The following is a 24,427-nucleotide window of genomic DNA, read 5'->3' as shown; positions in this document are numbered from 1 at the left end:
AAAATCCTATTACTAACGCTAACTCATTAAATGAAGTATTTTATTATTCCCCTATTACTTCCATTATTAATTTTTTCCTGTAAAGAAGATAAAAACTTGGCCTCTGATTTTGAAGGTGAAATCCCAATAGAAAAAGAAAAAATTATGCAAAGATTCGGTTTTATTTACAATGATTATAAAGTAATAGAAGATACTATTAGAAAAGATGAAACTTTTGGTGAAATCTTAGATAGAAACCATGTTGCACCACATGAAATATTCAAAATTGCAGAAGTTTCTAAAGATTCGTTCGATGTTCGCAGATTAAGAGCGGGTAAACCCTATACAATTTTAGCCAGTAATGATACGCTCGAAAAAGCAAAGGTATTTATTTATCAACCTAATAAAATCGAATATGTGGTTATAGATTTTAGAGATTCAATTACAACGAAACTTCAAAAGAAAAAAGTAAAAACCATAGTTAGAGAGGCTTCTGGTTCTATTAGTTCTACGTTGTCTGAAACGATGGATGAGCAAGGTTTAGATTATAATCTTGTTAATGAAATGTCTGAAATTTATGCTTGGACTGTAGATTTTTTTCATTTACAAAAAGGAGATAACTTCAAAATTATCTTCGAAGAAAAATTTGTTGATGATTCAACATATGTAGGTATTGGTGATGTAAAAGCAGCTTATTTTGAACATAAAAACAGTCCATTTTATGCATTTAATTATGTTACAGACTCTACTAAAAATATTGCCGATTTTTATGATGACAAAGCAGGAAATTTGCGTCGTCAATTCTTAAAAGCACCGCTAAATTTTAGTAGGATATCATCAAGATATAATTTAAAAAGGCGCATTAAATATTATGGCCGAGTGAAGGCACATAGAGGTACCGATTTTGCGGCTCCTGTGGGCACACCCATAAAAAGTACAGCTAACGGTACAGTAGTTGAATCGCGCTACAGAGGAGGTAATGGCAATTATGTAAAAGTAAAACATAATTCGACCTATTCTACGCAATACCTTCATATGAAAAAGCGAAATGTTAACGTTGGTGATTTTGTAAAGCAAGGTGATGTTATTGGTACGGTGGGAATGACAGGAAATACTTCAGGTCCACATGTTTGCTATCGGTTTTGGAAAAATGGTGTTCAAGTAGATCCTTTCAAACAAAAACTACCTTCAGCAGAACCTATAAAAGAAGAATTAAAAGCAGGATACTTACAGTATATAGCCCCTTACAAAGAACAACTAGATGGTATTGTTGTTGAAGAACCAGAGGCTGTTGCAATACTTTCTGAAGACGAAATATAAAACTATACCGTTTTAGCAAATTAATAGTTCGTTCTTTTTGCTGTTTTTTTACGGATGTCTTAATTTTGGTTAAAAATAAACGCATGCCGCTTAAAAAGATCAACCCTACCACCACCAAAGCTTGGAAAAAACTTAAAAAACATTTTAATCAAATTAAAGAGGTTAAAATGCAATCGCTATTTGCCAAAGATGATCAGAGAAAAAACAACTTTTCTATTGAGTATAAAGATGTACAATTAGATTTTTCTAAGAATAGAATTACTAATGAAACATTTGAGCTCTTACAAGAACTTGCTGAAGAGGTTGATTTGAAGGAAGGTATTCAAAAACTTTTTTCAGGTGAAAAAGTTAATGAAACTGAAGGAAGGGCTGTTTTACATTCGGCATTGCGGAATAAAAATGGTTCACCCGTTTTGGTTGACGGTATTGATGTAATACCTGAGGTCAATGCTTCATTAGATAAAATTAAAGTATTTTCAAACACAGTAATTTCTGGAAACCATAAAGGATATACAGGTAAAATAATTACAGATATTGTAAATATTGGCATTGGAGGTTCAGACCTTGGTCCGCGCATGGTCGTTGATGCACTTCAATACTACAAAAACCATCTAAATACACATTTTATCTCTAACATAGATGGAGATCATGTTTCAGAAGTACTTAAGAATCTTAATCCAGAAACAACGCTTTTTATTATTGTTTCTAAAACCTTTACAACGCAAGAGACCTTAACGAACGCATTAACTGTTAAAGAGTGGTTTTTACAATCAGCAACAGAAGAAGATATCAAGCATAACTTTATTGCTGTATCTACGAATCTTCAAAAAGTTAAGGAATTTGGTATTGCAGATGAAAATGTATTTACCATGTGGAACTGGGTTGGTGGCCGCTATTCATTATGGAGTGCTGTGGGGTTATCTATTAGTCTCGCTTTAGGTTTTGATAAATTCGAAGAGCTCTTGCAAGGAGCTTATGAAATAGATGAACATTTTACGAGTGCTTCAATGCATGAAAACATACCAGTGGTACTAGCTTTATTGAGTATTTGGTACAATAACTTTTACCATACTGATAGTGAGGTTGTAATTCCTTATTCACAATATTTAACACAATTAGTGCCGTATTTACAGCAACTATCAATGGAAAGTAATGGTAAGTCAATAGATAGAGCTGGTAATGAAATAGAGTATCAAACGGGTAATATTATTTGGGGAAATACAGGTACGAATGTACAGCATGCTTTCATGCAGTTAGTACACCAAGGCACTAAATTAATTCCTGTTGATTTTATTGGTTTTTCTGAATCTCTTTATGGTAAAGAAGATCACCATAGAAAATTAATGGCTAATTTCTTTGCGCAATCTGAGGCTTTATTAAAAGGTAAAACAAAAGAAGAAGTTCATTTAGAACTTAAATTTTCTGATGATTTAGATAAAATAAATACGCTACTACCCTATAAGGTATTTGCAGGGAATAGGCCTTCAAACACACTTCTTATCGATAAGTTAACACCCAATTCATTAGGAAAACTACTAGCAATTTATGAGCACAAAACTTTTGTGCAGGGATACATCTGGAATATTTATAGTTTTGACCAATTTGGTGTTGAATTAGGTAAGCAAATGGCAAATAAATTGTTAAACTAAGCTTCCCTAGAACTTATTAACAATAAGCAACTGATTTTTAATAACTTGTTTTTAATTTAAGGATATAAAACCTTCAAAAAATTTATATTTGTTCGTTTTGCAAAAGTTAATGTTTTCTTAAAGTTGTAAATAGTTTTAAATACTTACATTTGCCGCGCAAAACGCAAACTAATTTTATTTACACATGAAAAAAATTACTTTTTTATTGGTAGCGATGCTTTTATCTGTATCTGCTATCTATGCACAAACTATTACTGGTACGGTAAATGACGAGACAGGTCCATTACCTGGAGCTAGCGTACTCGTTAAAGGTACTACAAATGGTACCGAAACAGATTTCGACGGTAAGTTCACGTTAAATGTTTCTGAAGGTTCAGGAACAATTGTTATTTCTTTTGTGGGTTATGGAAGCAAGGAGATTTCATACACTTTAACTTCAGGAGAAACAAAAGATTTAGGAACAATTACTTTAGCAGCTGATAATGCTCTAGATGAAGTGGTAATCACAACTTCATTAATTGATATTGCTAAAGATAGACAAACTCCTGTTGCAGTATCTACAATTAGAGCTCAAGAAATTATAAATGAGCTTGGCTCTCAAGAATTTCCTGAAATTTTAAATAATACACCTTCAGTATATGCTACTAAATCAGGTGGTGGGTTTGGTGACGCACGTATGAACATACGTGGTTTTAGTCAGGAGAATATTGCTGTCATGATTAACGGGGTTCCTGTAAATGATATGGAAAATGGTCGTGTGTTCTGGTCTAACTGGGCTGGGTTATCAGACGTTACAACTGCTATGCAGGTACAAAGAGGTTTAGGTTCTTCTAAACTTGCAATATCTTCAGTAGGAGGGACAGTAAACATTATTACAAAAACTACTGAAAAAGAACAAGGTGGAGTAGTTGCAGCAACGGTTGGTAATGAAGGTTATTTAAAAACTTTAGCGTCATACTCAACAGGTTTAATGGAAAATGGCTTTGCTACCTCGGTATTATTGAGCAGAACGGCAGGTGATGGTTATATTAGAGGTACTGAATTTGAAGGTTACAATTACTTCTTAAGTTTTGGATGGGATAAAGGAGGAGATCACAATCTTCAATTTACAATTACTGGTGCACCGCAAACGCATAATCAAAGAACTACAAGTTTCTTTAACATGGCGACTTTAGAAGATTACAGAGAGTATGGAGATAAATATAACTACAACCATGGTTTTCTTGATGGAGAAGAATTTGGATGGAGAAAGAATTTTTATCATAAACCAATTGCTTTTGTAAATTGGGATTGGGATATCAGTGATAATATGAGTTTATCAACTTCTGCATATGTTTCTTTTGGTAGAGGTGGTGGAACAGGAGACATTGGTCGTTTAGGAGGTCAGTTTGCTAGTTCAAGTAGATTTAGAGACCCAGCGACTGGCGAAGTTTTATGGAATGAAATAGTTGATTCAAACTCAGGTCAGGGAGGAGAATTCAATAGAGGATTTACTTTTAATAATGCCTTAGATTTTCAAACAGGAACTTTTATAGTTAATGACTCTGATCTATATAGTGGTTTTGATGAAGATGAAGATCCTGCTGATAGATTAGACGGAGTGTTTAGAAGAAATGGAGCTATTCGTAGAGCTTCGATTAATTCTCACAACTGGTACGGTGTTTTAGCTAACTTAAATACTAAGTTAAACGATAATTTAACATTAGATACAGGTATTGATTTAAGATCATATAAAGGTATTCACTATAGAAGAATAGATAATTTATTAGGAGCTGATGGTTATCGTGATAATGATAATGTAAATCAGCCATTTAATGTATTAACCACAGAATATAGCTCAGACTTAAGTTCTTTATGGAATGTTTTTCGAGATACTGATGATGAAGAAAAAATAGACTACTACAATGATGGTTTAGTAAGGTGGGCAGGAGTATTTGGCCAATTAGAATATACTGATGGTGTTGTCTCAGCATTTGTTCAAGCAGCTGCATCTAACCAAGGATTTAAAAGAATAGATTATTTCAATTATTTGGATTCTGATCCTAACCAAGAAACTGATTGGGAAAATATTTTTGGAGGAAACATTAAAGGAGGTATTAATTGGAATATCGATGAAAAACATAACGTATATGGTAATGCAGGATATTATTCTAAACAACCTAATTTTGATGCTGTTTATATTAATTTCGTTAATGAATTGAATCCAGACTATCGTAATGAAAAAATTCTAGGCTTAGAAGTAGGTTATGGCCTAAGAACTCCAAAGGTAAGAGCAAATGTAAATATTTATAGAACTTCTTGGAAAGATAGATTTATAAACATAACTAATAGTTTTGATGTTAATAATACACCAGATAATAGAGATGATGATACTCAAGGGACGGCAAATGTGTCTGGGGTTGAACAAGTTCATACAGGTATTGAATTCGATTTAGATTGGAAAGCTACCGACGCATTAAGGGTTTTAGGTATGATGTCTGTAAATAATTGGGAATATGGTTCTACAGTTTCAGCTGCTTACTTTGACGATAGTCAAAACCCAATTACAGTTGGGGGCACTCCTCAGGTAGAGACATTATATTTGGATGGTGTAAAAGTTGGTGATGCAGCTCAATTTACAGCTCGTCTTGGATTTCAATGGAAGGCTTTCAAAAACTTTAGAATAGATCTTAGTCAACGTTATGTTGATAAGTTGTATGCTCGAATTAGTGCTGATGACTTTGATAGTGAAGATAATCAAGGTTCTTTACAGCTTCCAAGCTATGCATTAATTGATGGAGGTATATCATATAGAGTTAATTTTGGTGAAAGCGCACTTAACTTTAGATTTAATGTTAATAATTTGGCAAATACTGAATATATTGCTGAATCAGCAACAAACTATTTTCCAGGTAGATTTGGTCAGGAAGAGACTTATAAAGGAGTAAATGTTGACAACAAAGTATTCTTTGGTTTTGGAAGAACTTTTAATCTATCAGCTAGACTTACTTTCTAAATTTCTTTTTGAAATATAATTTAACCCCGCACCTGCGGGGTTTTTTATGCTCAAAATTTAATTATATTTGTTAAACTCAAATAACTTTTACCATGCTAAAAATGTTGCACTCCTATTGGGGTTTTATTGTCCTACTAATGTTAGTAGCCGCTATTGCCAATGCTATAGTGGGCATTGCTGCTAAAAAATCCTTCATGGATAAAGACCTCCGTTTATCCCTCTTTGCTCTAATCGTTACTCATATACAGTTTCTCTTAGGAGTAGTCTGGTATTTTATGAGTCCATGGTTTCAAGAACTACGTGAAGTGGGTATGGGTGAAGCCATGGGCAATGCGCCTTTACGTTTTCAAGTTATAGAACACCCTCTAACTATGATTTTAGCGATTGCTTTAATAACCATAGGTTGGTCACGTCACAAAAGGCAAGAAACGAATGAAGGTAAATTTAAAACCATTGCAATCTTTTATGGTCTCGGATTGTTCCTTATACTGCTAAGAATTCCGTGGTCTGCTTGGTTTTCTTAATGGATGCTAAAAGAATCTCGATCCTTTAAAAACTGAAGTTTCTCTCTTAAAGCGGTACTACTTTCTTTATGGAGGGTACTGTATGCTACTTTTTCATCGCCAGGAGGTGTTGAAGCGACCTTTTCTCCTAGCGCATCGTAACATGCAGTATGGCCAATATATTCATAATTATTTGCATCAAATCCAACACGATTAACACCAATACAATAACTCATATTTTCAATAGCACGTGCCTTTAATAGCGTGTCCCAGGCAGCGATTCGTTTTCTTGGCCAATTAGCAACATAAATTAAGAGATCATAATCTTCTGCATTTCTAGACCAAACAGGAAAACGTAGGTCATAACATATTAACGGACAAATTTTCCATCCTTTATAGTCGATAATAAGCTTATTAGTGCCTGCTGTATATACTTTGTGTTCACCTGCCAATGTAAATGTATGTCGTTTATCATAATATTCTATACTTCCATCAGGTCGTATAAAGAGCAGACGATTGTAGAAGTTATTATTTTCCTTAATAACGATACTGCCAGTAATCGCACTATTATATTTTGAAGCCATATGCTGCATCCATGTCACGGTAACGCCATCCATCATTTCGAAAACCTGTGCTGGATTCATAGTAAAACCCGAAGTGAACATTTCAGGAAGAATTACAAGATCTACATTTTTGGGAATTGCTGATAATTTTTTTTCAAAATGTTGCCTATTTTTCTCTGGATTTTCCCAAACCAAATCACTTTGTACTAGAGCTACATTTAATTCATTTTGCATGTTTTAAAATTACATAAATATAATTTGTAATTTACCCTATAATTGATGTAATAAAAGTAAAATGTATTTTGAAACATGTACACTTAATGATCTTACGAGTTTGATTGAAGTAGCAAAAAGCACTTTTATTGATGCTTTCGAGAAACATAATAATCCTACAGATTTTAAAAAATATATTACTAGAGCATTTAGTAAAGTTCAAATTACAAGTGAATTGTCAAACCCGAATTCTTCATTTAATTTTATTTGTAATGATGACCAAATTGTTGGGTACTATAAATTGAATCAGAAAGAAGCACAAAAAGAAAATTTTGATCTTAACGCGTTAGAATTAGAGCGTATTTATATTAAAAAAGAATTTCAAGGTCATCAATTAGGAACTAAAACGTTACAGCATATCATTAGGTATGCTAAACAAAAAAAGCATTCTTATCTATGGTTAGGTGTTTGGGAGCAAAACACAAAGGCCATAGCGTTTTACAAAAAGTTAGGATTCGCTAAGTTTGGTCAACATCCTTATTTAATTGGTGAAGATGAGCAATACGATTGGTTACTAAAATTAGATTTTATTTAAAATATCAGCAGCTCTTTTTAGTGTATCATCTGTTTTTGCAAAGCAGAAACGTAACATTTTTTTATCTAAAAAATCTTCATTAAATACAGAAAGTGGGATGGAAGCTATTTTATAATCCTTCGTTAGTTTTTTGGCAAATTCCACGTCGTTTTCATTGGTGATATTAGAAAAATTTAACAATTGAAAATAAGTACCCTTGGCAGGGATAAAATCAAAACGCGAATCTTTAATCAGGTTTAAAAACAAATCCCTTTTTTCTTGATAAAACAGCCCTAAATTTTGATAATGTTCTGGGTTATTTAAATATTCAGCAAGTGCTTTTTGCATAGGGTGATTTACACAAAATACGTTAAACTGATGCACTTTTCGAAATTCTTCCATTAATGCTTTTGGAGCAGAACAATACCCTAATTTCCATCCTGTATTATGAAATGTTTTTCCAAAAGACGCTACGATTATAGAGCGCTTTTTTAACGCTTTAAAACGACAGACAGATTGATGTTGTTCGTTATCGAAAATAATATGCTCATAAACTTCATCACTTAATACAATTATGTTGGTGTTTTCAATAATCTTTTCTAGTGCCAACATATCCTCTTTAGAAAAAATAGTACCACTCGGGTTTTGAGGTGTATTAATAATCATCATTTTAGTTCTTGAAGATATTTTCTCAGAGACCTCTTTCCAATCAACTTTATAATTTGGAGCCTTAAGTTGAATCGATATCGTTTTACCTCTAAAGAGATCTATAGTCGGTTCGTAGCAATCGTATGCAGGACGAAATATAATAACCTCATCATCTTTTTTAATAAATGCTGAAATTGCCGTAAAAATAGCTTGGGTAGCTCCAGCTGTGATGGTTATTTCATTGTCGGGGTGATAAGTTGAGTCATACAAAAGATCAAATTTTTTAGCAATTTGTTCTCGTAAACCTAGATCACCAGCCATGGGAGCATATTGGTTATAACCATTTTGCATAGCATTACTCACTAATTTCAATAGCTTATTGTCACTTTTAAAATTTGGAAATCCTTGTGAGAGATTAAGAGCTTTTTCCTTAGTAGCCAAGGCACTCATTACAGTAAAAATGGTAGTACCTACATTAGGTAATTTTGAAGTATGCTTGATCATATGATAAAGCTAACAAAAAATCCTAAGTTTATGCTTAGGATTTCGAATTGGAATATTGAGATTTTAAAATTACCCTTTTAAACTAGCCGCTAAATATTCTCTGTTCATACGAGCAATATTCTCTAGGGAAATCCCTTTAGGACATTCTACTTCACAGGCTCCAGTATTGGTGCAGTTACCAAAACCTTCTTCATCCATCTGTTTTACCATATTAAGCACTCTATCTGTTGCTTCTACTTGACCTTGAGGTAATAGAGCATATTGCGATACTTTAGCACCAACAAATAACATTGCAGATGAGTTTTTACACGTAGCTACACAAGCTCCACAACCAATACAAGTTGCAGCATCCATGGCTTCATCAGCAGCGTGCTTAGCAATTGGTAATGCATTTGCATCTTGTGTATTTCCCGAAGTATTTACTGAAATAAATCCGCCTGCATGCTGAATACGATCAAAAGCCGTTCTATCAACAACAAGATCTTTAATTACAGGAAAAGCAGTAGCTCTAAAAGGTTCAATATAAATGGTGTCTCCATCTTTAAATTTACGCATATGTAACTGACAAGTAGTTACACCACGATCAGGCCCATGAGCTTCTCCGTTAATATATAATGAACACATACCACAAATACCTTCACGACAATCATGGTCAAATGCTACAGGCTCATCACCTTTTTCTATCAATTCGTTGTTTAAAACATCTAACATTTCAAGGAAAGACATGTCTGGCGATACATCACTGATGTTGTAATCAACCATTTTTCCTTTATCGTTAGCGTTCTTCTGACGCCATATTTTTAACTTTAAATTCATTTGTCTAGATTTTAAGTATTGAGTATTGAGTATTGAGAGAAACTAAATTTAAAAATCTAATATCTCATTTCTCAATACTAACATCTATTTATAACTACGTTGTTTTAATTCGATATCATTAAACTCCAACTGCTCCTTATGTAAAAGAGCATCTTTAGGTTCACCTTTATATTCCCAAGCTGCTACATACGCAAAATTCTTATCGTCACGTTTTGCTTCCCCTTTTTGAGGGCCATCTTCTTCAACAGATTCTTCTCTAAAATGCCCACCACACGATTCGGTACGGTTAAGAGCGTCTTTCGCAAACAATTCACCTAATTCTAAGAAATCGGCTACGCGACCTGCTTTTGCTAATTCTTCATTGTACTCATTAGCTTTACCAGGAACACGCACATTTTCCCAAAACTCTTTACGTAAGGCAGAAATCTCATCTATAGCTTCTTTTAAACCTGTTTCATTACGAGACATTCCAACTTTATTCCACATAATCTTACCTAAGCGTTTGTGAAAATAATCAACAGGTTTTGTTCCGTTATTATTAATGAGCTTATCAATGTCAGCACGTACATTGTTTTCTGCTTCTTCAAATTCAGCAGAATCGGTTGAGATAGGGCCTGTACGAATATCATCAGATAAATAATCACCAATAGTATAAGGTAATACAAAATACCCATCTGCTAAGCCTTGCATTAACGCGGAAGCTCCTAAGCGATTCGCACCGTGGTCAGAGAAATTAGCTTCACCAATACAATATAGACCAGGAACAGTTGTCATTAAATTATAATCAACCCAAACACCACCCATAGTGTAGTGCACCGCTGGATAGATCATCATAGGTGTTTCGTATGGGTTTTCATCTACAATCTTTTCATACATCTGAAAAAGGTTTCCGTACTTAGCCTTTACAACTTCTTTACCTAATTCTTTAACTAGGCTTGCATCATTTTCATTTAAGCCTTTAATGTGCGCTTGTTCTTTTCCGTAACGTTGAATAGCCGATGCAAAATCTAAATACACTGCTTCACCCGTTGCGTTAACACCGTAACCAGCATCACAACGCTCTTTCGCTGCACGCGATGCAACATCACGAGGCACTAAGTTACCAAATGCAGGATAACGACGCTCTAAGTAATAATCTCTTTCTTCTTCAGCAAGCTCGGTAGGTTTTTTACGCCCTTCACGAATTGCCTCTACATCGTCCATATTTTTTGGCACCCAAATACGTCCATCATTACGTAATGATTCTGACATCAATGTTAATTTTGATTGATGATCACCTGAAACAGGAATACACGTTGGATGAATTTGTGTATAGCAAGGATTCGCAAAATAAGCACCGCGTTTATGCGCTTTCCAAGCTGCTGTTACATTACTTCCCATGGCATTGGTAGAAAGAAAGAATACATTACCATAACCACCCGTTCCTAGAACAACAGCATGAGCCGAATGTCTTTCAATTTCACCAGTCACTAAATTACGTGCAATAATTCCTCTTGCCTTACCATCAACAATTACTACATCTAGCATTTCATGACGGTTGTACATTTTTATCTTACCACGACCAATCTGACGATTCATGGCAGAGTAAGCACCTAATAATAATTGCTGTCCCGTTTGTCCCTTTGCATAAAATGTTCTAGATACTAAAACGCCTCCAAAAGAACGATTATCTAACAATCCACCATAATCACGTGCAAAAGGAACGCCCTGCGCCACACATTGATCAATAATATTAGCAGATACTTCGGCCAGACGATACACATTGGCTTCACGAGAACGGTAATCACCACCTTTTACAGTGTCATAGAATAAACGGTAGGTAGAATCACCATCTCCTTGATAATTTTTTGCGGCATTAATTCCTCCTTGAGCAGCAATAGAGTGTGCGCGACGAGGTGAATCTTGAAAACAGAAAGCCTTTACATTATACCCTAATTCAGCCAACGTTGCAGCAGCGGAACCACCAGCTAGACCCGTACCTACAACAATCACATCTATTAATCGCTTATTCGCAGGGTTTACTAAGTTAATTTTATTTTTATAATGGGTCCATTTTTCAGCTATAGGACCTTTTGGTACTTTTGAATTTAAAGTTGCCATATAATATTAGTGAATGTGATTAAAATGATGATACAACGCTATAATGATAAAACCTAGTGGTACTCCAATAGCATAAACTTTAGCAAATCCTTTTAATCCTTTTGTGTATTTATTATTTGCTCCAACAGATTGAAATGCCGAGTTAAATCCGTGTAATAAGTGTAATGCTAAGAAAACAAAAGCTACAATATAAGCACCAACTCTAATTGGATTTACAAATTTTTCTTGTAATTCATGAAAATATCGAAACTCACCATTGTGCAAACCAGACATATCTCCTTGAATGTATTTTACGTTCAATTCAGGAATCCAAAAATCGATAAAGTGTAATACGATGAAGGCTAAAATTGCAAGGCCACTCCAAATCATATTTCTACTCATCCAAGTTGAGTTTGCACCACCTTTATTCATGGCGTATTTTACCTGTCTAGCTTTGTTGTTTTTAATTTCGAGAACAAACCCCATTACAAAATGAAAAACAACTCCAAAAATTAATACTGGTTGTAAAGCAAATTGTACCAGTGGGTTGGTACCCATAAAATGGGATAATTCATTAAAGACATCGGCACTAAAAATAGAAGTTATATTAATTACAAAATGTTGTAGTAAGAATATCATTAGGAAGAGTGCCGAAAGTGCCATGGCAAACTTTCTTCCGATAGTAGAATTTAGAATTCCGCTCATTATGATTAGTTTAATTTCACACAAAAATACTATTTAGTTTTTGCTTCGAAAAGATGAATATCATTTTTTTCACTATTTAGAAACGTTTTAAACATAAAAAAGCTTTAAATTATAGTCCGATTAATAAAACAAACAAAACCATGTATAGTCGCAAAGTTCAATTTAAAAATAAAAGAGACTTAGTGCTCGACGGAAGTATTGATTTTCCTATTGATCAAAAACCTATAGGTTTTGCATTATTTGCTCATTTTTTTACAGGCAATAAAAATTTTACTGCCGTAAGAAATATTTCTAGAGCACTTACAAAAAACAGAATTGCTGTGATGCGATTTGATTTTATGGGCTTAGGAAATAGTGAAGGCGATTTTTCTGATTCGAACTTTTCTACAAATATTGAAGATTTAATTTCGGCTGCTGAATATTTAGAGAAAAATCATCAATCACCTAAAATCATCATAGGTCATTCTTTAGGAGGAGCGGCAGGAATTTATGCTGCTGCTGCTGTTGCTTCTATTGAAGCAGTAGTGACGATTGGCTCACCTTCTAATCCTTCACATGTTGAACATTTGTTTGAAGACCATATTGAAGACATTACTAGTGATGGAGAGGCGACTTTCGAAATCGCAGGAAGACAGTTTACGATAAAGAAGCAATTTTTAGATGATATCGGATCTAAAAATATGACAAAACTTTTACGGAAACTTCGAAAGCCTATATTAGTGTTACATTCTCCTCAAGACACCACGGTTGGAATAGAAAATGCAAAACAAATTTATAATGCAGCATTTCACCCTAAGAGTTTTATTTCTCTTGACGGAGCGAATCATTTACTCACAAATAAAGATGACTCTTTTTATGTAGGTGAGATGGTTTCTAGCTGGGCAGCACGCTACGTTACATTTAAAGAGCGAAAAGAGTTAGAAACTGATAAACAGACGGTTGTAAGAATAGGGAAATCTAAGTATAGAACCGAAGTGGCAGCACGTTCACATGCTATTATTGCTGATGAGCCTAAAAAATATGGAGGCCAAGACTCAGGATTAACACCTTATGAATTGTTACTATCTGCTCTTGGGTCTTGTACAGCGATCACGCTACGTATGTATGCCGATAGAAAAAAATGGGATTTAGATGAAGTACTCGTTCATCTAGAACATTTTAAACAGCATGCCGAAGATTGTAATTCGTGCAGTGATGATAGAACGTCAAAAATTGATAAGTTTGTACGAACGATTGAACTGGTAGGTAATTTAACCTATGAAGAGCGAAAGCGGCTGTTAGAAATTGCGAATAGATGCCCTGTTCATAGAACCTTAGAAAATAAGATTGAGATTGATACTGTTTTACGCTAGCCTTACTTCATGAAGATATTTATACTTTCTGTCGGCGAGAATATTTATTCTACGAAGCGCCTAATTGACGAAGCAGAAGAGCGAGGTCATGATGTTCGTGTTATAAATCATACGAAGTGTTCAGTTAAGTTAGGTGACGGGAGACCACAACTTATTTTCGAAGGAGAAAATATTCTTAACCAAGCAGATACAATTATTCCTAGAATAGGGGCATCTGTCACACGTCATGGTGCTGCAGTTGTTAAAGAGTTTGAAATGAATGGTGTACTTAGCACAGCTCGCTCTTTAGGAATCTTGAGAGCTAATAACAAGGTTCGTACGCTTCAAATTTTAAATAGAAAGAATTTACCAATTCCACATACTGTTTTTTCTACCGATGCAAAAAGTATAAAAGAACAAATAAACCTTTTAGGTGGTACACCCATAATTATCAAATTACAGGAAGGAACTCAAGGTCTTGGTGTAATTTTAGCAGAAACAACAAAATCAGCAAAATCTATTATGGATACTTTCTATAACATGAATGCTAGCTTTATGATGCAAGAGTTTATTGAAGAGTCTAATGGTGAAGATATTCGCGCTATTGTTGTTGGCACTAAAGTAGTGGCAGCGATGAAACGTAAAGGCGAAGTAGGAGAATTTAGATCTAATATTCATCGTGGTGGAACAGGTGAAATTGCCGATATTACAGAACAAGAAATACGAATTGCATTGCGTGCAGCAAAATATTTAGGATTACCAGTAGCTGGTGTAGATATGATACGCTCAAAAAAAGGACCCTTGTTAATCGAAGTAAATGCATCTCCTGGATTTCAAGGAGTAGAGGCTTATACTAAAGTAAACGTTGCAGCACACGTTATCAAATTTTTAGAGAAAAATGTTCGATATAAATTTTCGAAATGAACCCGTTGAAATAAGAGGGCATGTTATTGCATTAGGGGAAGAAAAAATGATTAAAGTTGAAATTGATCGTTTACCTACAGGAACTCGAATAGAGATTCCTATTTATGTTTTTAACGGAAAAGATCCTGGACCTACAGTATTAGTACAAGCAGGGTTACATGGTGATGAAGTGAATGGTATTGAATTGGTGCGAAGAATGCTTTCAAGAAAATACTTTAATGTTCAAAAAGGATGTGTTATTGTGGTGCCTCTACTAAATGTATTTGGGTTTTTAAATTTATCGAGAGATTTACACGGTAAAGATTTAAATCGAAGTTTTCCGGGTAGCAGAACAGGATCTTTAGCAAGTAGAATTGCCTATTTTCATATTCGTGAGATTGCTAACAATGTAGATTTTGGTATTGATATTCATACGGGTGGGGCGCAACGAAATAATTATCCTCAGATTCGATATACGCCAAAGTGTGAAAAGAGTAAAATGCTCGCCGAAATTTTTAATGCACCCTATCAATTTGCTTCTAATTTGATTCCGAAATCGTTCAGAAAAGAAGCAAGTAAACATAATGTGCCTATTATCGTTTATGAAGCAGGAGAATCACTGCGGTTAGATAAAACAGCCGTTAAGTACGGTATAGACGGTGTTTTGAATATTCTAGAACATTTTGATGTTATTCTGAAAAGAGAAGAAAAATCAAAAAAACATAGCAGTGTGGAGCTTACTTCTAGAAAATGGCTTCGTGCTAAAATAGCAGGTTTGTTTAATGCAAGAATAAAAAATGGTGATGCTGTAGAGAAAGGACAAATATTGGGATATATTACAGATACTTATGGAGAAACTGCAACAAGTGTAAAAGCACCTTTTGATGGTTTTATTTTCGCTGTAAATCATTTTCCGATAGTAAATAGAGGAGATGCTTTACTTCATATTGGTAAAAGTGTGTAAAGGTTTGTATTTTTAACGTCTAATAAGCAAAATTTTTAATGCCAGAAATCAAAGAACATCACATATTGAACCCAGATAAATGGGTAGATTTACATTCAGATTATCTATTTAACTATACGAATTCAAGAATAGACGATCTAGAAGTGGCGAAAGATATTGTTCAAGAAACTTTTCTTTCAGCTTTAAAAGCTATGAAAAATTTTAGAGGACAAGCTGCGGAGCGTACATGGTTGATCTCAATTTTGAAACGTAAAATTATAGATCATTATAGAAAAATGAATTCCGCCAAGGGAAAAGCTGAAGTAAAGATGAATTTTTATGATGAAGGAGAGAAAAAAGGAAGTTGGATAGAAGAACGAATACCGCAGACGTGGGATAATGAAGCAGAGCGTGATATTGAAAATGTAGAGTTAAAAAATGTACTCGATTCTTGCGTTGATAATTTACCAGAAAAATACCGAACAGTATTTCTATTAAAAAATGTAAAACAATACGAAACCGAGGAGATCTGTAATGAATTGGGCATTACAGCGTCTAATTTGTGGGTGATAATTCACCGAGCTAGACATCAATTAAGAAAATGTTTAGAAACCAATTGGTTTGTTAAGTAATTTAGAGTAAAAGTATGGGATTATTTATTAGCTGTGAAGAGGCGACTATCATTTGCACAAAAAATCAGTATAATGAAGCTACCTTTTTAGAAAAGGTTAAGTTAAATTTACATCTACTAAGATGTAAAATATGTGGTGCTTTTTCAAAACAAAATAGTAAGCTTACTAAAGTTTGTGATGCGCATTTAGAGCGTACACATTGTGAGCAAAATTTAAATGATGAAGAAAAAGCATTAATGAAAGAAAAAATTACGAATGCGAAATAAAAACAGCTTGTTATTTAAAAAGCGCCGCTTACAAGTGGCGCTTTTTTTATCTTTACAAAAATAAAATGCATGCACTTTTTACCAGAAAATATAGACACTTATGCGGTAAACCACTCAGAAGATGAACCAGAATTATTAAAAGAACTCGCTAGAGAAACGTGGCAAAAAGTGTTAGTACCTCGTATGTTGAGTGGGCATTTTCAAGGGCGTGTATTGGCCATGATTTCTAAATTAGTGCAGCCGAAAACAATCTTAGAAATAGGTACCTATACTGGCTATTCTGCATTGTGTTTAGCTGAAGGATTAATATCGGATGGAACAATTCATACTATTGATAAAAACGAAGAATTGTTCGATTTTCAGAAAAAATATTTTGAGAAATCGCAATATAAAAGTCAGATAATACAACATGTAGGAGAAGCCTTAAATGTTATTGCGACGATCGATACCACTTTTGATCTTGTTTTTATCGATGCAGATAAAGGTAATTATGTAAACTATTTTAAGGCAATTATTGATAAGATGAATTCTGGTGGTGTTATTCTATCTGACAATGTATTATGGAGTGGTAAAGTAGTTGAAAAATTAGATCCAAAAGATATAGACACACAGGTTATTGTTGAATATAATAGGTTGTTAAAAGAAGATCATCGAATAGAAACTGTTTTATTACCCATTCGAGACGGATTGACCATAAGTAGAGTAAAATAAAAGCGGCAAATTTGCCGCTTTTCACTGTAAACTAATTCAATAATTAATACCCTCTTACAGCTTTAAGGGCGTCTATATTTCCGTAACCGAAGTCACCATTTCTATTAGGATAAAAATCACCTGATTCTCTTAAACGTTGTAATACTTGATCTTTATTCCATGATGGATATTTAGACCAAACTAATGCGGCTACCCCGGCTGTAAAAGCAGTAGCTACAGACGATCCACCAAAATATTGTGATTGTCCGTTATTAAAACCTAATACAGGTTGATGATTGTTATTGCCACGTTCCATAATAATGGTAAAGTCCATATCACCTTTATGGCAAGCATCACATTCTTCATAGCCAGAGCGCTCTTCAACTCCAGTAACAGCAACGGTTTCACTCATACTAGCTGGGAAAATAATACCGTAGAAATTGGTAAAGTTAGTTGAGGTTCCGCCAGCAGCAAAAATTAATTTTCCTCGAGAATTCGCATAGCGAACAGCATCAGCAATTCTACCAATCGACCAAGGATATCCAATAGACATTGAAATAATTTTTACATCACTTCGATTTCCTAAAGCAGTTAAAGCATTCGCTACGCCTCGACGCTCATGATATCCGTTAAGTACAACATCACTGGTTCCTCGATACGAGATCAGGTTACATTCGTAGGCAACACCAATAAATTGCCCTGAATTATTATCTGGAGCTGCTACTGTAGCACTCGCGCTAGTACCATGTCCACATTTATCATTAGGACCATCAGTTCTAGAAGACCATGGCCACCATGAATCTACGTAGGTACCATATTTTTGTACATAACGACCACTGTAATAATCATCAAATTTGTAAGATAGATTAGGCTGATTTGGTGACAAACCTGTATCAATAACGCCAACGCCTATACCGCGACCTTTACTGTAGGCCCATGCATCATCTACATTATGATCGTAATAGTTCCAAGGTACTTTCGCTCCAGAAGAAAGGGTTCCATAATCTAATGTACTTATACTTTGCCCTGATTGGCTGCAACCCGATGAAGATTTCTCGAATGAAGTCTTATATACATAACCCTCGGGTTCTAAAAATCGAATATTTTGATTCTTTCGTAATGCTGTAACTGCTTTTAAGGTTTCTACTCTCACGTCGATAACATTTAAAATAGCATCCTCATATATTAAAGGCTCTTCATTACTTTTCGTAAAGGTGTTTTCTTTTACGGTATTGAGTATTTCTGATTTTATATCATTTAACTCTTGACTTTTTGTTTGAGTAAAACCTTCGTTTCCATAGCCAACGGTTAAAATTTTATCACCATGTACAGTCGCACTCCATAGCAAATGATCACTAGCGTTTTTCCAGTCAAAACTACCAGTAGTTTCTATAAATGTTTGTATTTGATTATTAATTTGCTCTGGTGTAAGTGCTTTTTCTTGGCTAATTTCAATAATTGATTGTTCTTGAATTTCTGACTCGTCTTTAGAACAAGACGTACTAATAAGTACTATCGCCAATAGCGATAATAAGCTTAATTTTTTCATTTAGTTACATTAATTTGAGTTAGACATTAGTTGTTTTCCCTTTTTAAGATTGAAATTCTGAAGGGGATATTTGAATTTTCAATTCTAAAAATTTTGACGGAATCAAATTTAATGAATTTTTCTCAAAAAACTAACATTAATTTTATGAAATGCATAACCTATTAACGTTCCTAATAACATTCCTACAAAAATATCAACAGGAAAATGAACACCTACATAAATACGACTATAGGCAAAAAGAATGGGCCAAATAAGTAAAAAATAAGGGTACTTATACCACTTTTTAAGTGTTAGAATCATAAAAGTAGTTACGGCAAACGAGGTCGTTGAATGACCTGATACAAAACTGAAACTTTTAGGTCGTTTTAAAATACGAATCATTTCGTTGATGGTAGGATCATTATTGGGTCGTAATCTCCCAAAATAATCTTTAATAAAATTTACGAATTGGTCAGAAAAAGTAACGAGTAAGGCAGTTACGAATAAAATCATCAATCCCTTTTTCCAGCCATAGGCGCTGAAGATTAGAAAAAAAAGTAATAAAAATAATGGAATCCAGCTAAATTGATTCGTCAAAATCACCCAAAACTGATCCCAGGACTCGGTACCTAAATTATTGAGATATACAAAAAGCTCTTTGTCTTTAACAACAATGTTATCAATGAAATCCAATGGTTTAGAAGTTTCGTTTTATGGGTCCTGTAATTTCATCGATATCATCTTTTACAGAATTAATGCCTTTATTAATATCTTTGGCAATATCGGTATCGATACCTTGTTTTTCGGCAGTTTCGGTAATCTCTCTTTTGATTTCGTTGGTAGCATCTTTTAACTGACGCATACCTTTACCCAAGCCACGAGCCATCGTAGGTATTTTATCAGCACCAAATAGCATTAATACGATCACGAGTATCACAAATATTTCGGCGCCGCTGATAAAGAGAAAATGCATAAAACTTATTTCTTACGTCATTACGAGCGATAGCGTGACAATCTGCTTACTAAGAGATTCCTTCACTTTGTTCGGAATGACGATTTTTATAGAGTGTAAAGATACTATAATCTAAGGATTTAATTTTGAATATATTTACTGATATATGTTAAAGAATATTGAATGATTAAGATTGAAAATATCAACAAATTTTTACCTATAGGTGCAGTTATAGTTATTGTTTGTACTTCAATTAGGTTGATGACTTTCTATAGTGAATTTGGTGTAAGTATTGTTGATTTTATGACTTTATCTGATTTCACATTATCATTTTTAGATGATGTTTTTGTATACATATTAGTGATTATTGCACCTCTTTTTTGGAACATTTTAGAAGATATTATTCCTGAGGAATCTCAAAGGTAATCTAATACTAAACGAGTTAATAAGAATCTTTTATTTATATTCATTTTTCTTTGGGTAATTCCGATCATTTTAATTTTTTTTAAGGCAAAAATAGAAAGTAGTTTAATAATTGAGGGTAAGAGATTCAAAAAAGTAATTATAACATATGAGGGAGATGATATTACTAGTACTTCCAAAAAGTATTTTATAGGAAAAACAACAAGTCACACATTTTTTTATGAACCAGATACCAATAAAACAACTGTTTACCCCAATAACAAAATAACTTCTTTTACTTTTTTAAAGTAAAATCACTTCCCCATCAACATTCGTTTAATTTCATTTAGCTTCATTAAGGCTTCAATGGGTGTTAAAGCATCAATGTTTGTAGAAAGAATTTCTTCTTTAATATCTTCTAATAAAGGATCATCAAGCTTAAAAAAACTCAACTGTACATCTTCATCAACTGCTTGTTGTAGTTTGTTTTTGATTTCATCAGAACGATGACTCTGTTCTAATTTCTTTAGCATTTTATCGGCACGATGAATTACAGAAGTAGGCATCCCAGCTAATTTTGCGACATGAATACCAAAACTATGTTCGCTTCCACCAGGCACTAGCTTTCGTAAAAAAATTACAGTGTCTTTTAATTCTTTAATCGAAACATTAAAGTTTTTAATGCGCTCAAAGGTTTCGGTCATATCATTCAATTCATGATAATGTGTGGCGAATAGGGTTTTTGCTTTTGTAGGATGTTCATGCAAGTATTCTGCAATGGCCCAGGCAATAGAAATACCATCATAGGTTGAGGTACCACGACCAATCTCATCAAGAAGTACCAAACTACGTTCAGAGATATTATTTAAGATACTAGCGGTTTCATTCATTTCTACCATAAAAGTAGATTCTCCCATCGAGATATTATCACTTGCTCCTACACGCGTAAAGATTTTATCAACAACACCAATTCGAGCTTGTTGTGCTGGCACATAACTTCCCATTTGCGCTAACAAAACAATCAAAGCCGTTTGTCTTAAGATGGCAGATTTACCACTCATATTGGGACCCGTGATCATAATAATCTGCTGTTGCGAACGATTTAACACAACATCATTAGCGATATACTCTTCACCGATAGGCAATTGTTTTTCAATAACTGGATGTCGTCCATTCTTAATTTCGATATCGGTACTTTTATCCATGGTAGGGCAGACATAATTATTATCTTTTGCTAGGAGCGCAAAAGAACATAAACAGTCTAAAAAGGCAATTTGTTGAGCATTCTGTTGTACCTGTTGAATATGATGCAACATAAAATGTAAAAGGTTATGAAATAGTTGCTGCTCTAATAATGCTATTTTTTCTTCGGCACCTAAAATTTTCGTTTCGTACTCTTTGAGTTCTTCCGTGATATAGCGCTCGGCATTGACCAGTGTTTGTTTACGTATCCATTCTTCAGGAACTTTATCTTTATGGGTATTACGTACTTCAATATAATATCCAAAAACATTATTAAACGCTATTTTTAAACTGGGTATTCCCGTACGCTCAGTTTCACGAGCTAACATAGCATCGAGGTAATCCTTACCAGAAGTTGCGATGTTTCGTAGTTCATCTAGTTCGTTTGAAACTCCCTTCGCAATAGCATTGCCTTTGTTAATATGTACTGGGCTATCATCGTTAAGGGTATCGGTAATTTTTTCAATGAGTTCTTGACAAGTGTGAAGATTTCTACCTACTTTTTTAAGGATTTCGTTTTTGCTTTTCTCAGCAGCTTTTTTAATAGGAAGAATGGCTTTTAAAGAATCTTTTAACAAGACTACTTCACGCGGGTTGATTTTACCTGTTGCTACTTTTGAAATAAGACGCTCAATATCACTAATCTGCTTGATCTGATAGGCAGCGGTCTGGTAAAAATCATCATGATTGATTAAATATTTTACAATCTCATGACGCTTTTGAATTTGTTTTAGATTCTTTAAAGGTAACGCTAACCATCGTTTTAACAAGCGCCCACCCATTGGTGAAATGGTTCTATCAATAACATTTAATAACGTAACAGCTTCAGGAGAGGTTGAATTATACAATTCTAGATTACGAATTGTAAAACGATCCATCCAAACATAATGATCTTCTTCAATTCTTTTAACAGAAGCAATATGATCTAATTGATTGTGCTGCGTTTCCGATAAATAAAATAAAATAGCGCCTCCAGCAATAATGCCTTGAGGTAGATCATCAACACCAAATCCTTTTAAGGTTTTTATTTTAAAATGATTAGTTAAACTTTCATGCGCATAATCTTCTTGAAATACCCAATCGTCTAAATAAAATAGATTGAGCGGTTGGTTAAACGCTTCGTTGAAACGAATTTTATGCTGTTTTTGAACGAGTACTTCACTTGGACTAAAATTCTGCAGCAATTTATCAATGTATTCTTCATTGCCTTCGGCAATTAAAAATTCACCGGTAGAAACATCTAAAAACGATATCCCAATTTGTTTTTTACCAAAATGAATAGCAGCCAAAAAATTGTTTGTTTTTGACTGTAATACTTCATCATTTAAAGCAACTCCTGGAGTTACTAATTCTGTCACACCTCGTTTTACAATCTTTTTGGTGAGTTTAGGATCTTCTAATTGATCACAAATGGCAACACGCAATCCAGACTTAACAAGTTTTGGCAAATAGGTGTTTAACGAATGATGCGGAAATCCGGCTAAAGCAGTTTCACTTTCACTACCATTACCTCGTTTTGTTAAGGTAATATTTAAAACTTGGGCAGCTTTTATAGCGTCTTTACCAAAAGTCTCATAAAAATCACCTACTCGAAATAACAACATCGCATCAGGATATTTGGCCTTAATGCTATTGTATTGTTTCATTAAAGGAGTGACTTTTTTTGCCGCGGTTTTTGCCAAGTATCGCCTATTTTAGATTAGTTTTGCGAAGATAAAAAAAGTGTGCGCTAGGTCATGATGCTTGAGCATCTTTTTATTAAGAATCCGTAAAAATGAGAAAGTTAAAGAATAACGAATTAGATAGACTGACGAATCAAGACTATAAAAAAGCTGAAAAGACTCCGTTGATCGTTATTCTTGATAATATTAGAAGCTTAAATAATATTGGTTCGGTGTTTAGAACGAGTGATGCGTTTCTTATCGAAAAGATATATCTCTGTGGCATCACTGCTACACCGCCACATAAAGACATTCATAAGACGGCTCTTGGTGCTACTGAAGCTGTAGATTGGGAATATGCTGAAGATACTGTAAAGTTGGTCACAGAATTACAAAATAAAGGTATTGTTATTGTTTCGATTGAGCAGGCAGATAATGCGATGCTATTACAACAATTTGAGCCAGAAAAGAATAAGAAATTAGCCGTTGTTTTTGGTAATGAAGTAAAGGGTGTGCAACAAGAGGTTGTGTCGGCATCAGATCACTGTATTGAAATACCACAATTTGGCACAAAACACTCTTTAAATATTTCAGTAAGTTGTGGTATTGTGCTTTGGGATTTAGTTAAAAAACTAAAACTTTAGTAAAAACACAGAATCTTTAGTTTAATTTGGCTTTATTTTTTAAAAATGGATGATTTTAAACTGTTTATTGAATTAGCATTTCGCCATGTATTAGATTGGAATGCCTACGACCACATCTTATTTTTTATTGTATTGGCGGTAGTGTATAGCTTTAAAGACTGGAAAAAAGCATTGTTGTTAATTACATTCTTTACCATAGGGCATACCATTACGCTAGCATTGTCGGTATTTGAAATTGTAAAAGTGAAAGCTGAGTTGGTAGAATTTTTAATTCCACTTACCATTTTTATTACAGCTTTTGTGAATTTGGTAATGGCGAGTAAGCAAAAATTTCATCAATCTAACATTAATCAATTTTTTGCCTTGTTTTTCGGGTTGATTCATGGCTTGGGTTTATCAAGTTTGTTAAAAATTACCATAGAGGATAGTGATACTAAGTTGCTGCCCCTACTTTATTTTGCATTGGGTGTAGAATTTGCACAGATAGTAGTCGTTATTCTAATTTTATTAGCAGGGTTTATTGCTCAAGATATCTTAAAAATAAAAAAGAGAGATTGGATTCTCATTCTTTCGTCAATCGTTATTGGCATTGTATTACCAATGCTTTTTGAAAGAAAAATTTGGTAAAAGTTTAACAGGCATCAAACAATTTTTAGCTGTACTTTAGTTACTATAAAATATAACT

23 protein-coding genes are annotated in these 24,427 nt (G+C 34.0%); 14 read left to right on the top strand and 9 right to left on the bottom strand.

Annotated elements, in window-relative coordinates:
* Nucleotides 1–30 precede the first annotated feature (30 nt).
* The 4 genes from AC1EUY_RS04050 (at nt 31) to AC1EUY_RS04035 (ending at nt 6,467) form a co-directional block, all read left to right on the top strand.
* On the top strand, nt 31–1,299 hold the full coding sequence (locus AC1EUY_RS04050) for a peptidoglycan DD-metalloendopeptidase family protein (RefSeq protein WP_480194221.1): 1,269 nt from the start codon (nt 31–33) through the stop codon (nt 1,297–1,299).
* Nucleotides 1,300–1,382: 83 nt separating this feature from the next.
* On the top strand, nt 1,383–2,948 hold the full coding sequence (gene pgi, locus AC1EUY_RS04045) for a glucose-6-phosphate isomerase (RefSeq protein WP_480194220.1): 1,566 nt from the start codon (nt 1,383–1,385) through the stop codon (nt 2,946–2,948).
* Nucleotides 2,949–3,132: 184 nt separating this feature from the next.
* The gene (locus AC1EUY_RS04040; protein ID WP_480194219.1) at nt 3,133–5,943 is read left to right on the top strand and encodes a TonB-dependent receptor; all 2,811 of its coding nucleotides are present in this window, start codon (nt 3,133–3,135) and stop codon (nt 5,941–5,943) included.
* A 92-nt stretch (nt 5,944–6,035) separates the two neighbouring features.
* Nucleotides 6,036–6,467: a hypothetical protein gene (locus AC1EUY_RS04035; RefSeq protein ID WP_480194218.1), complete on the top strand. Its 432-nt coding sequence runs from the start codon at nt 6,036–6,038 to the stop codon at nt 6,465–6,467.
* Here AC1EUY_RS04035 and AC1EUY_RS04030 read toward each other — a convergent pair.
* Nucleotides 6,464–7,243 (bottom strand): amidohydrolase, encoded by a 780-nt coding sequence (locus AC1EUY_RS04030; RefSeq protein WP_480194217.1) that lies wholly within the window; start codon nt 7,241–7,243, stop codon nt 6,464–6,466. The two genes, AC1EUY_RS04035 and AC1EUY_RS04030, sit on opposite strands and share 4 nt — an antisense overlap.
* Nucleotides 7,244–7,304: 61 nt before the next feature.
* On the opposite strand from AC1EUY_RS04030, the gene AC1EUY_RS04025 reads away from it, so the two are divergent.
* Nucleotides 7,305–7,817 (top strand): GNAT family N-acetyltransferase, encoded by a 513-nt coding sequence (locus AC1EUY_RS04025; protein ID WP_480194216.1) that lies wholly within the window; start codon nt 7,305–7,307, stop codon nt 7,815–7,817.
* Here the strand turns inward: AC1EUY_RS04025 and AC1EUY_RS04020 are convergent.
* The 4 genes from AC1EUY_RS04020 to AC1EUY_RS04005 all read right to left on the bottom strand — a co-directional run bounded on the left by AC1EUY_RS04020 (nt 7,803) and on the right by AC1EUY_RS04005 (nt 12,548).
* A complete protein-coding gene (locus tag AC1EUY_RS04020; protein WP_480194292.1) occupies nt 7,803–8,945 on the bottom strand; it encodes a methionine aminotransferase in 1,143 nt (380 codons plus the stop codon). The genes AC1EUY_RS04025 and AC1EUY_RS04020 overlap by 15 nt on opposite strands.
* Before the next feature lie 72 nt (nt 8,946–9,017).
* Entirely contained in the window at nt 9,018–9,764 is a 747-nt protein-coding gene (locus tag AC1EUY_RS04015; protein ID WP_480194215.1) for a succinate dehydrogenase/fumarate reductase iron-sulfur subunit, read from the bottom strand.
* 84 nt (nt 9,765–9,848) lie between these two features.
* Nucleotides 9,849–11,864 carry a fumarate reductase/succinate dehydrogenase flavoprotein subunit gene (locus AC1EUY_RS04010; protein ID WP_480194214.1) on the bottom strand — a complete coding sequence of 672 codons (2,016 nt, stop codon included), beginning with the start codon at nt 11,862–11,864 and terminating at the stop codon, nt 9,849–9,851.
* Between the two features lie 6 nt (nt 11,865–11,870).
* Nucleotides 11,871–12,548, bottom strand: coding sequence for a succinate dehydrogenase cytochrome b subunit (locus AC1EUY_RS04005; protein WP_480194213.1), 678 nt, complete (start codon nt 12,546–12,548; stop codon nt 11,871–11,873).
* Nucleotides 12,549–12,688: 140 nt separating this feature from the next.
* Here AC1EUY_RS04005 and AC1EUY_RS04000 point away from each other — a divergent pair, with 140 nt between their 5' ends.
* The 6 genes from AC1EUY_RS04000 (at nt 12,689) to AC1EUY_RS03975 (ending at nt 17,334) form a co-directional block, all read left to right on the top strand.
* A complete protein-coding gene (locus AC1EUY_RS04000; RefSeq protein ID WP_480194212.1) occupies nt 12,689–13,900 on the top strand; it encodes a bifunctional alpha/beta hydrolase/OsmC family protein in 1,212 nt (403 codons plus the stop codon).
* 9 nt (nt 13,901–13,909) lie between these two features.
* Entirely contained in the window at nt 13,910–14,803 is an 894-nt protein-coding gene (locus tag AC1EUY_RS03995) for a RimK family alpha-L-glutamate ligase (protein ID WP_480194211.1), read from the top strand.
* The gene (locus AC1EUY_RS03990) at nt 14,778–15,746 is read left to right on the top strand and encodes a succinylglutamate desuccinylase/aspartoacylase family protein (protein ID WP_480194210.1); all 969 of its coding nucleotides are present in this window, start codon (nt 14,778–14,780) and stop codon (nt 15,744–15,746) included. Before AC1EUY_RS03995 ends, AC1EUY_RS03990 begins: the two co-directional genes overlap by 26 nt.
* 38 nt (nt 15,747–15,784) lie before the next feature.
* Entirely contained in the window at nt 15,785–16,357 is a 573-nt protein-coding gene (locus AC1EUY_RS03985) for a sigma-70 family RNA polymerase sigma factor (RefSeq protein WP_480194209.1), read from the top strand.
* A gap of 14 nt (nt 16,358–16,371) precedes the next feature.
* The gene (locus tag AC1EUY_RS03980) at nt 16,372–16,623 is read left to right on the top strand and encodes a hypothetical protein (protein WP_480194208.1); all 252 of its coding nucleotides are present in this window, start codon (nt 16,372–16,374) and stop codon (nt 16,621–16,623) included.
* A 69-nt stretch (nt 16,624–16,692) separates the two neighbouring features.
* Complete coding sequence (locus AC1EUY_RS03975) at nt 16,693–17,334, top strand: O-methyltransferase (protein ID WP_480194207.1); 642 nt, start codon at nt 16,693–16,695, stop codon at nt 17,332–17,334.
* Between the two features lie 43 nt (nt 17,335–17,377).
* Here the strand turns inward: AC1EUY_RS03975 and AC1EUY_RS03970 are convergent, their stop codons facing one another.
* The 3 genes from AC1EUY_RS03970 to AC1EUY_RS03960 all read right to left on the bottom strand — a co-directional run bounded on the left by AC1EUY_RS03970 (nt 17,378) and on the right by AC1EUY_RS03960 (nt 19,814).
* Nucleotides 17,378–18,862 (bottom strand): S8 family peptidase, encoded by a 1,485-nt coding sequence (locus AC1EUY_RS03970; RefSeq protein ID WP_480194206.1) that lies wholly within the window; start codon nt 18,860–18,862, stop codon nt 17,378–17,380.
* 108 nt (nt 18,863–18,970) lie between these two features.
* Nucleotides 18,971–19,534: a phosphatase PAP2 family protein gene (locus tag AC1EUY_RS03965; protein WP_480194205.1), complete on the bottom strand. Its 564-nt coding sequence runs from the start codon at nt 19,532–19,534 to the stop codon at nt 18,971–18,973.
* Between the two features lie 4 nt (nt 19,535–19,538).
* Nucleotides 19,539–19,814: a Sec-independent protein translocase subunit TatA/TatB gene (locus AC1EUY_RS03960; protein ID WP_480194204.1), complete on the bottom strand. Its 276-nt coding sequence runs from the start codon at nt 19,812–19,814 to the stop codon at nt 19,539–19,541.
* Between the two features lie 162 nt (nt 19,815–19,976).
* Between AC1EUY_RS03960 and AC1EUY_RS03955 the strand changes: the two genes are divergently transcribed.
* Nucleotides 19,977–20,219, top strand: a complete 243-nt coding sequence (locus AC1EUY_RS03955; RefSeq protein ID WP_480194203.1) for a hypothetical protein — start codon at nt 19,977–19,979, stop codon at nt 20,217–20,219.
* Between the two features lie 290 nt (nt 20,220–20,509).
* Here the strand turns inward: AC1EUY_RS03955 and mutS are convergent, their stop codons facing one another.
* Entirely contained in the window at nt 20,510–23,119 is a 2,610-nt protein-coding gene (mutS, locus tag AC1EUY_RS03950; RefSeq protein ID WP_480194202.1) for a DNA mismatch repair protein MutS, read from the bottom strand.
* A 92-nt stretch (nt 23,120–23,211) separates the two neighbouring features.
* Here mutS and AC1EUY_RS03945 point away from each other — a divergent pair, with 92 nt between their 5' ends.
* Entirely contained in the window at nt 23,212–23,742 is a 531-nt protein-coding gene (locus AC1EUY_RS03945; RefSeq protein WP_480194201.1) for an RNA methyltransferase, read from the top strand.
* 45 nt (nt 23,743–23,787) lie between these two features.
* Nucleotides 23,788–24,369, top strand: coding sequence for a HupE/UreJ family protein (locus tag AC1EUY_RS03940; protein ID WP_480194200.1), 582 nt, complete (start codon nt 23,788–23,790; stop codon nt 24,367–24,369).
* Nucleotides 24,370–24,427 lie beyond the last annotated feature (58 nt).

The sequence above is a fragment of the Maritimimonas sp. 2210JD6-3 genome, assembly GCF_056591795.1.
This window is presented reverse-complemented; position numbering and strand designations above follow the sequence as displayed.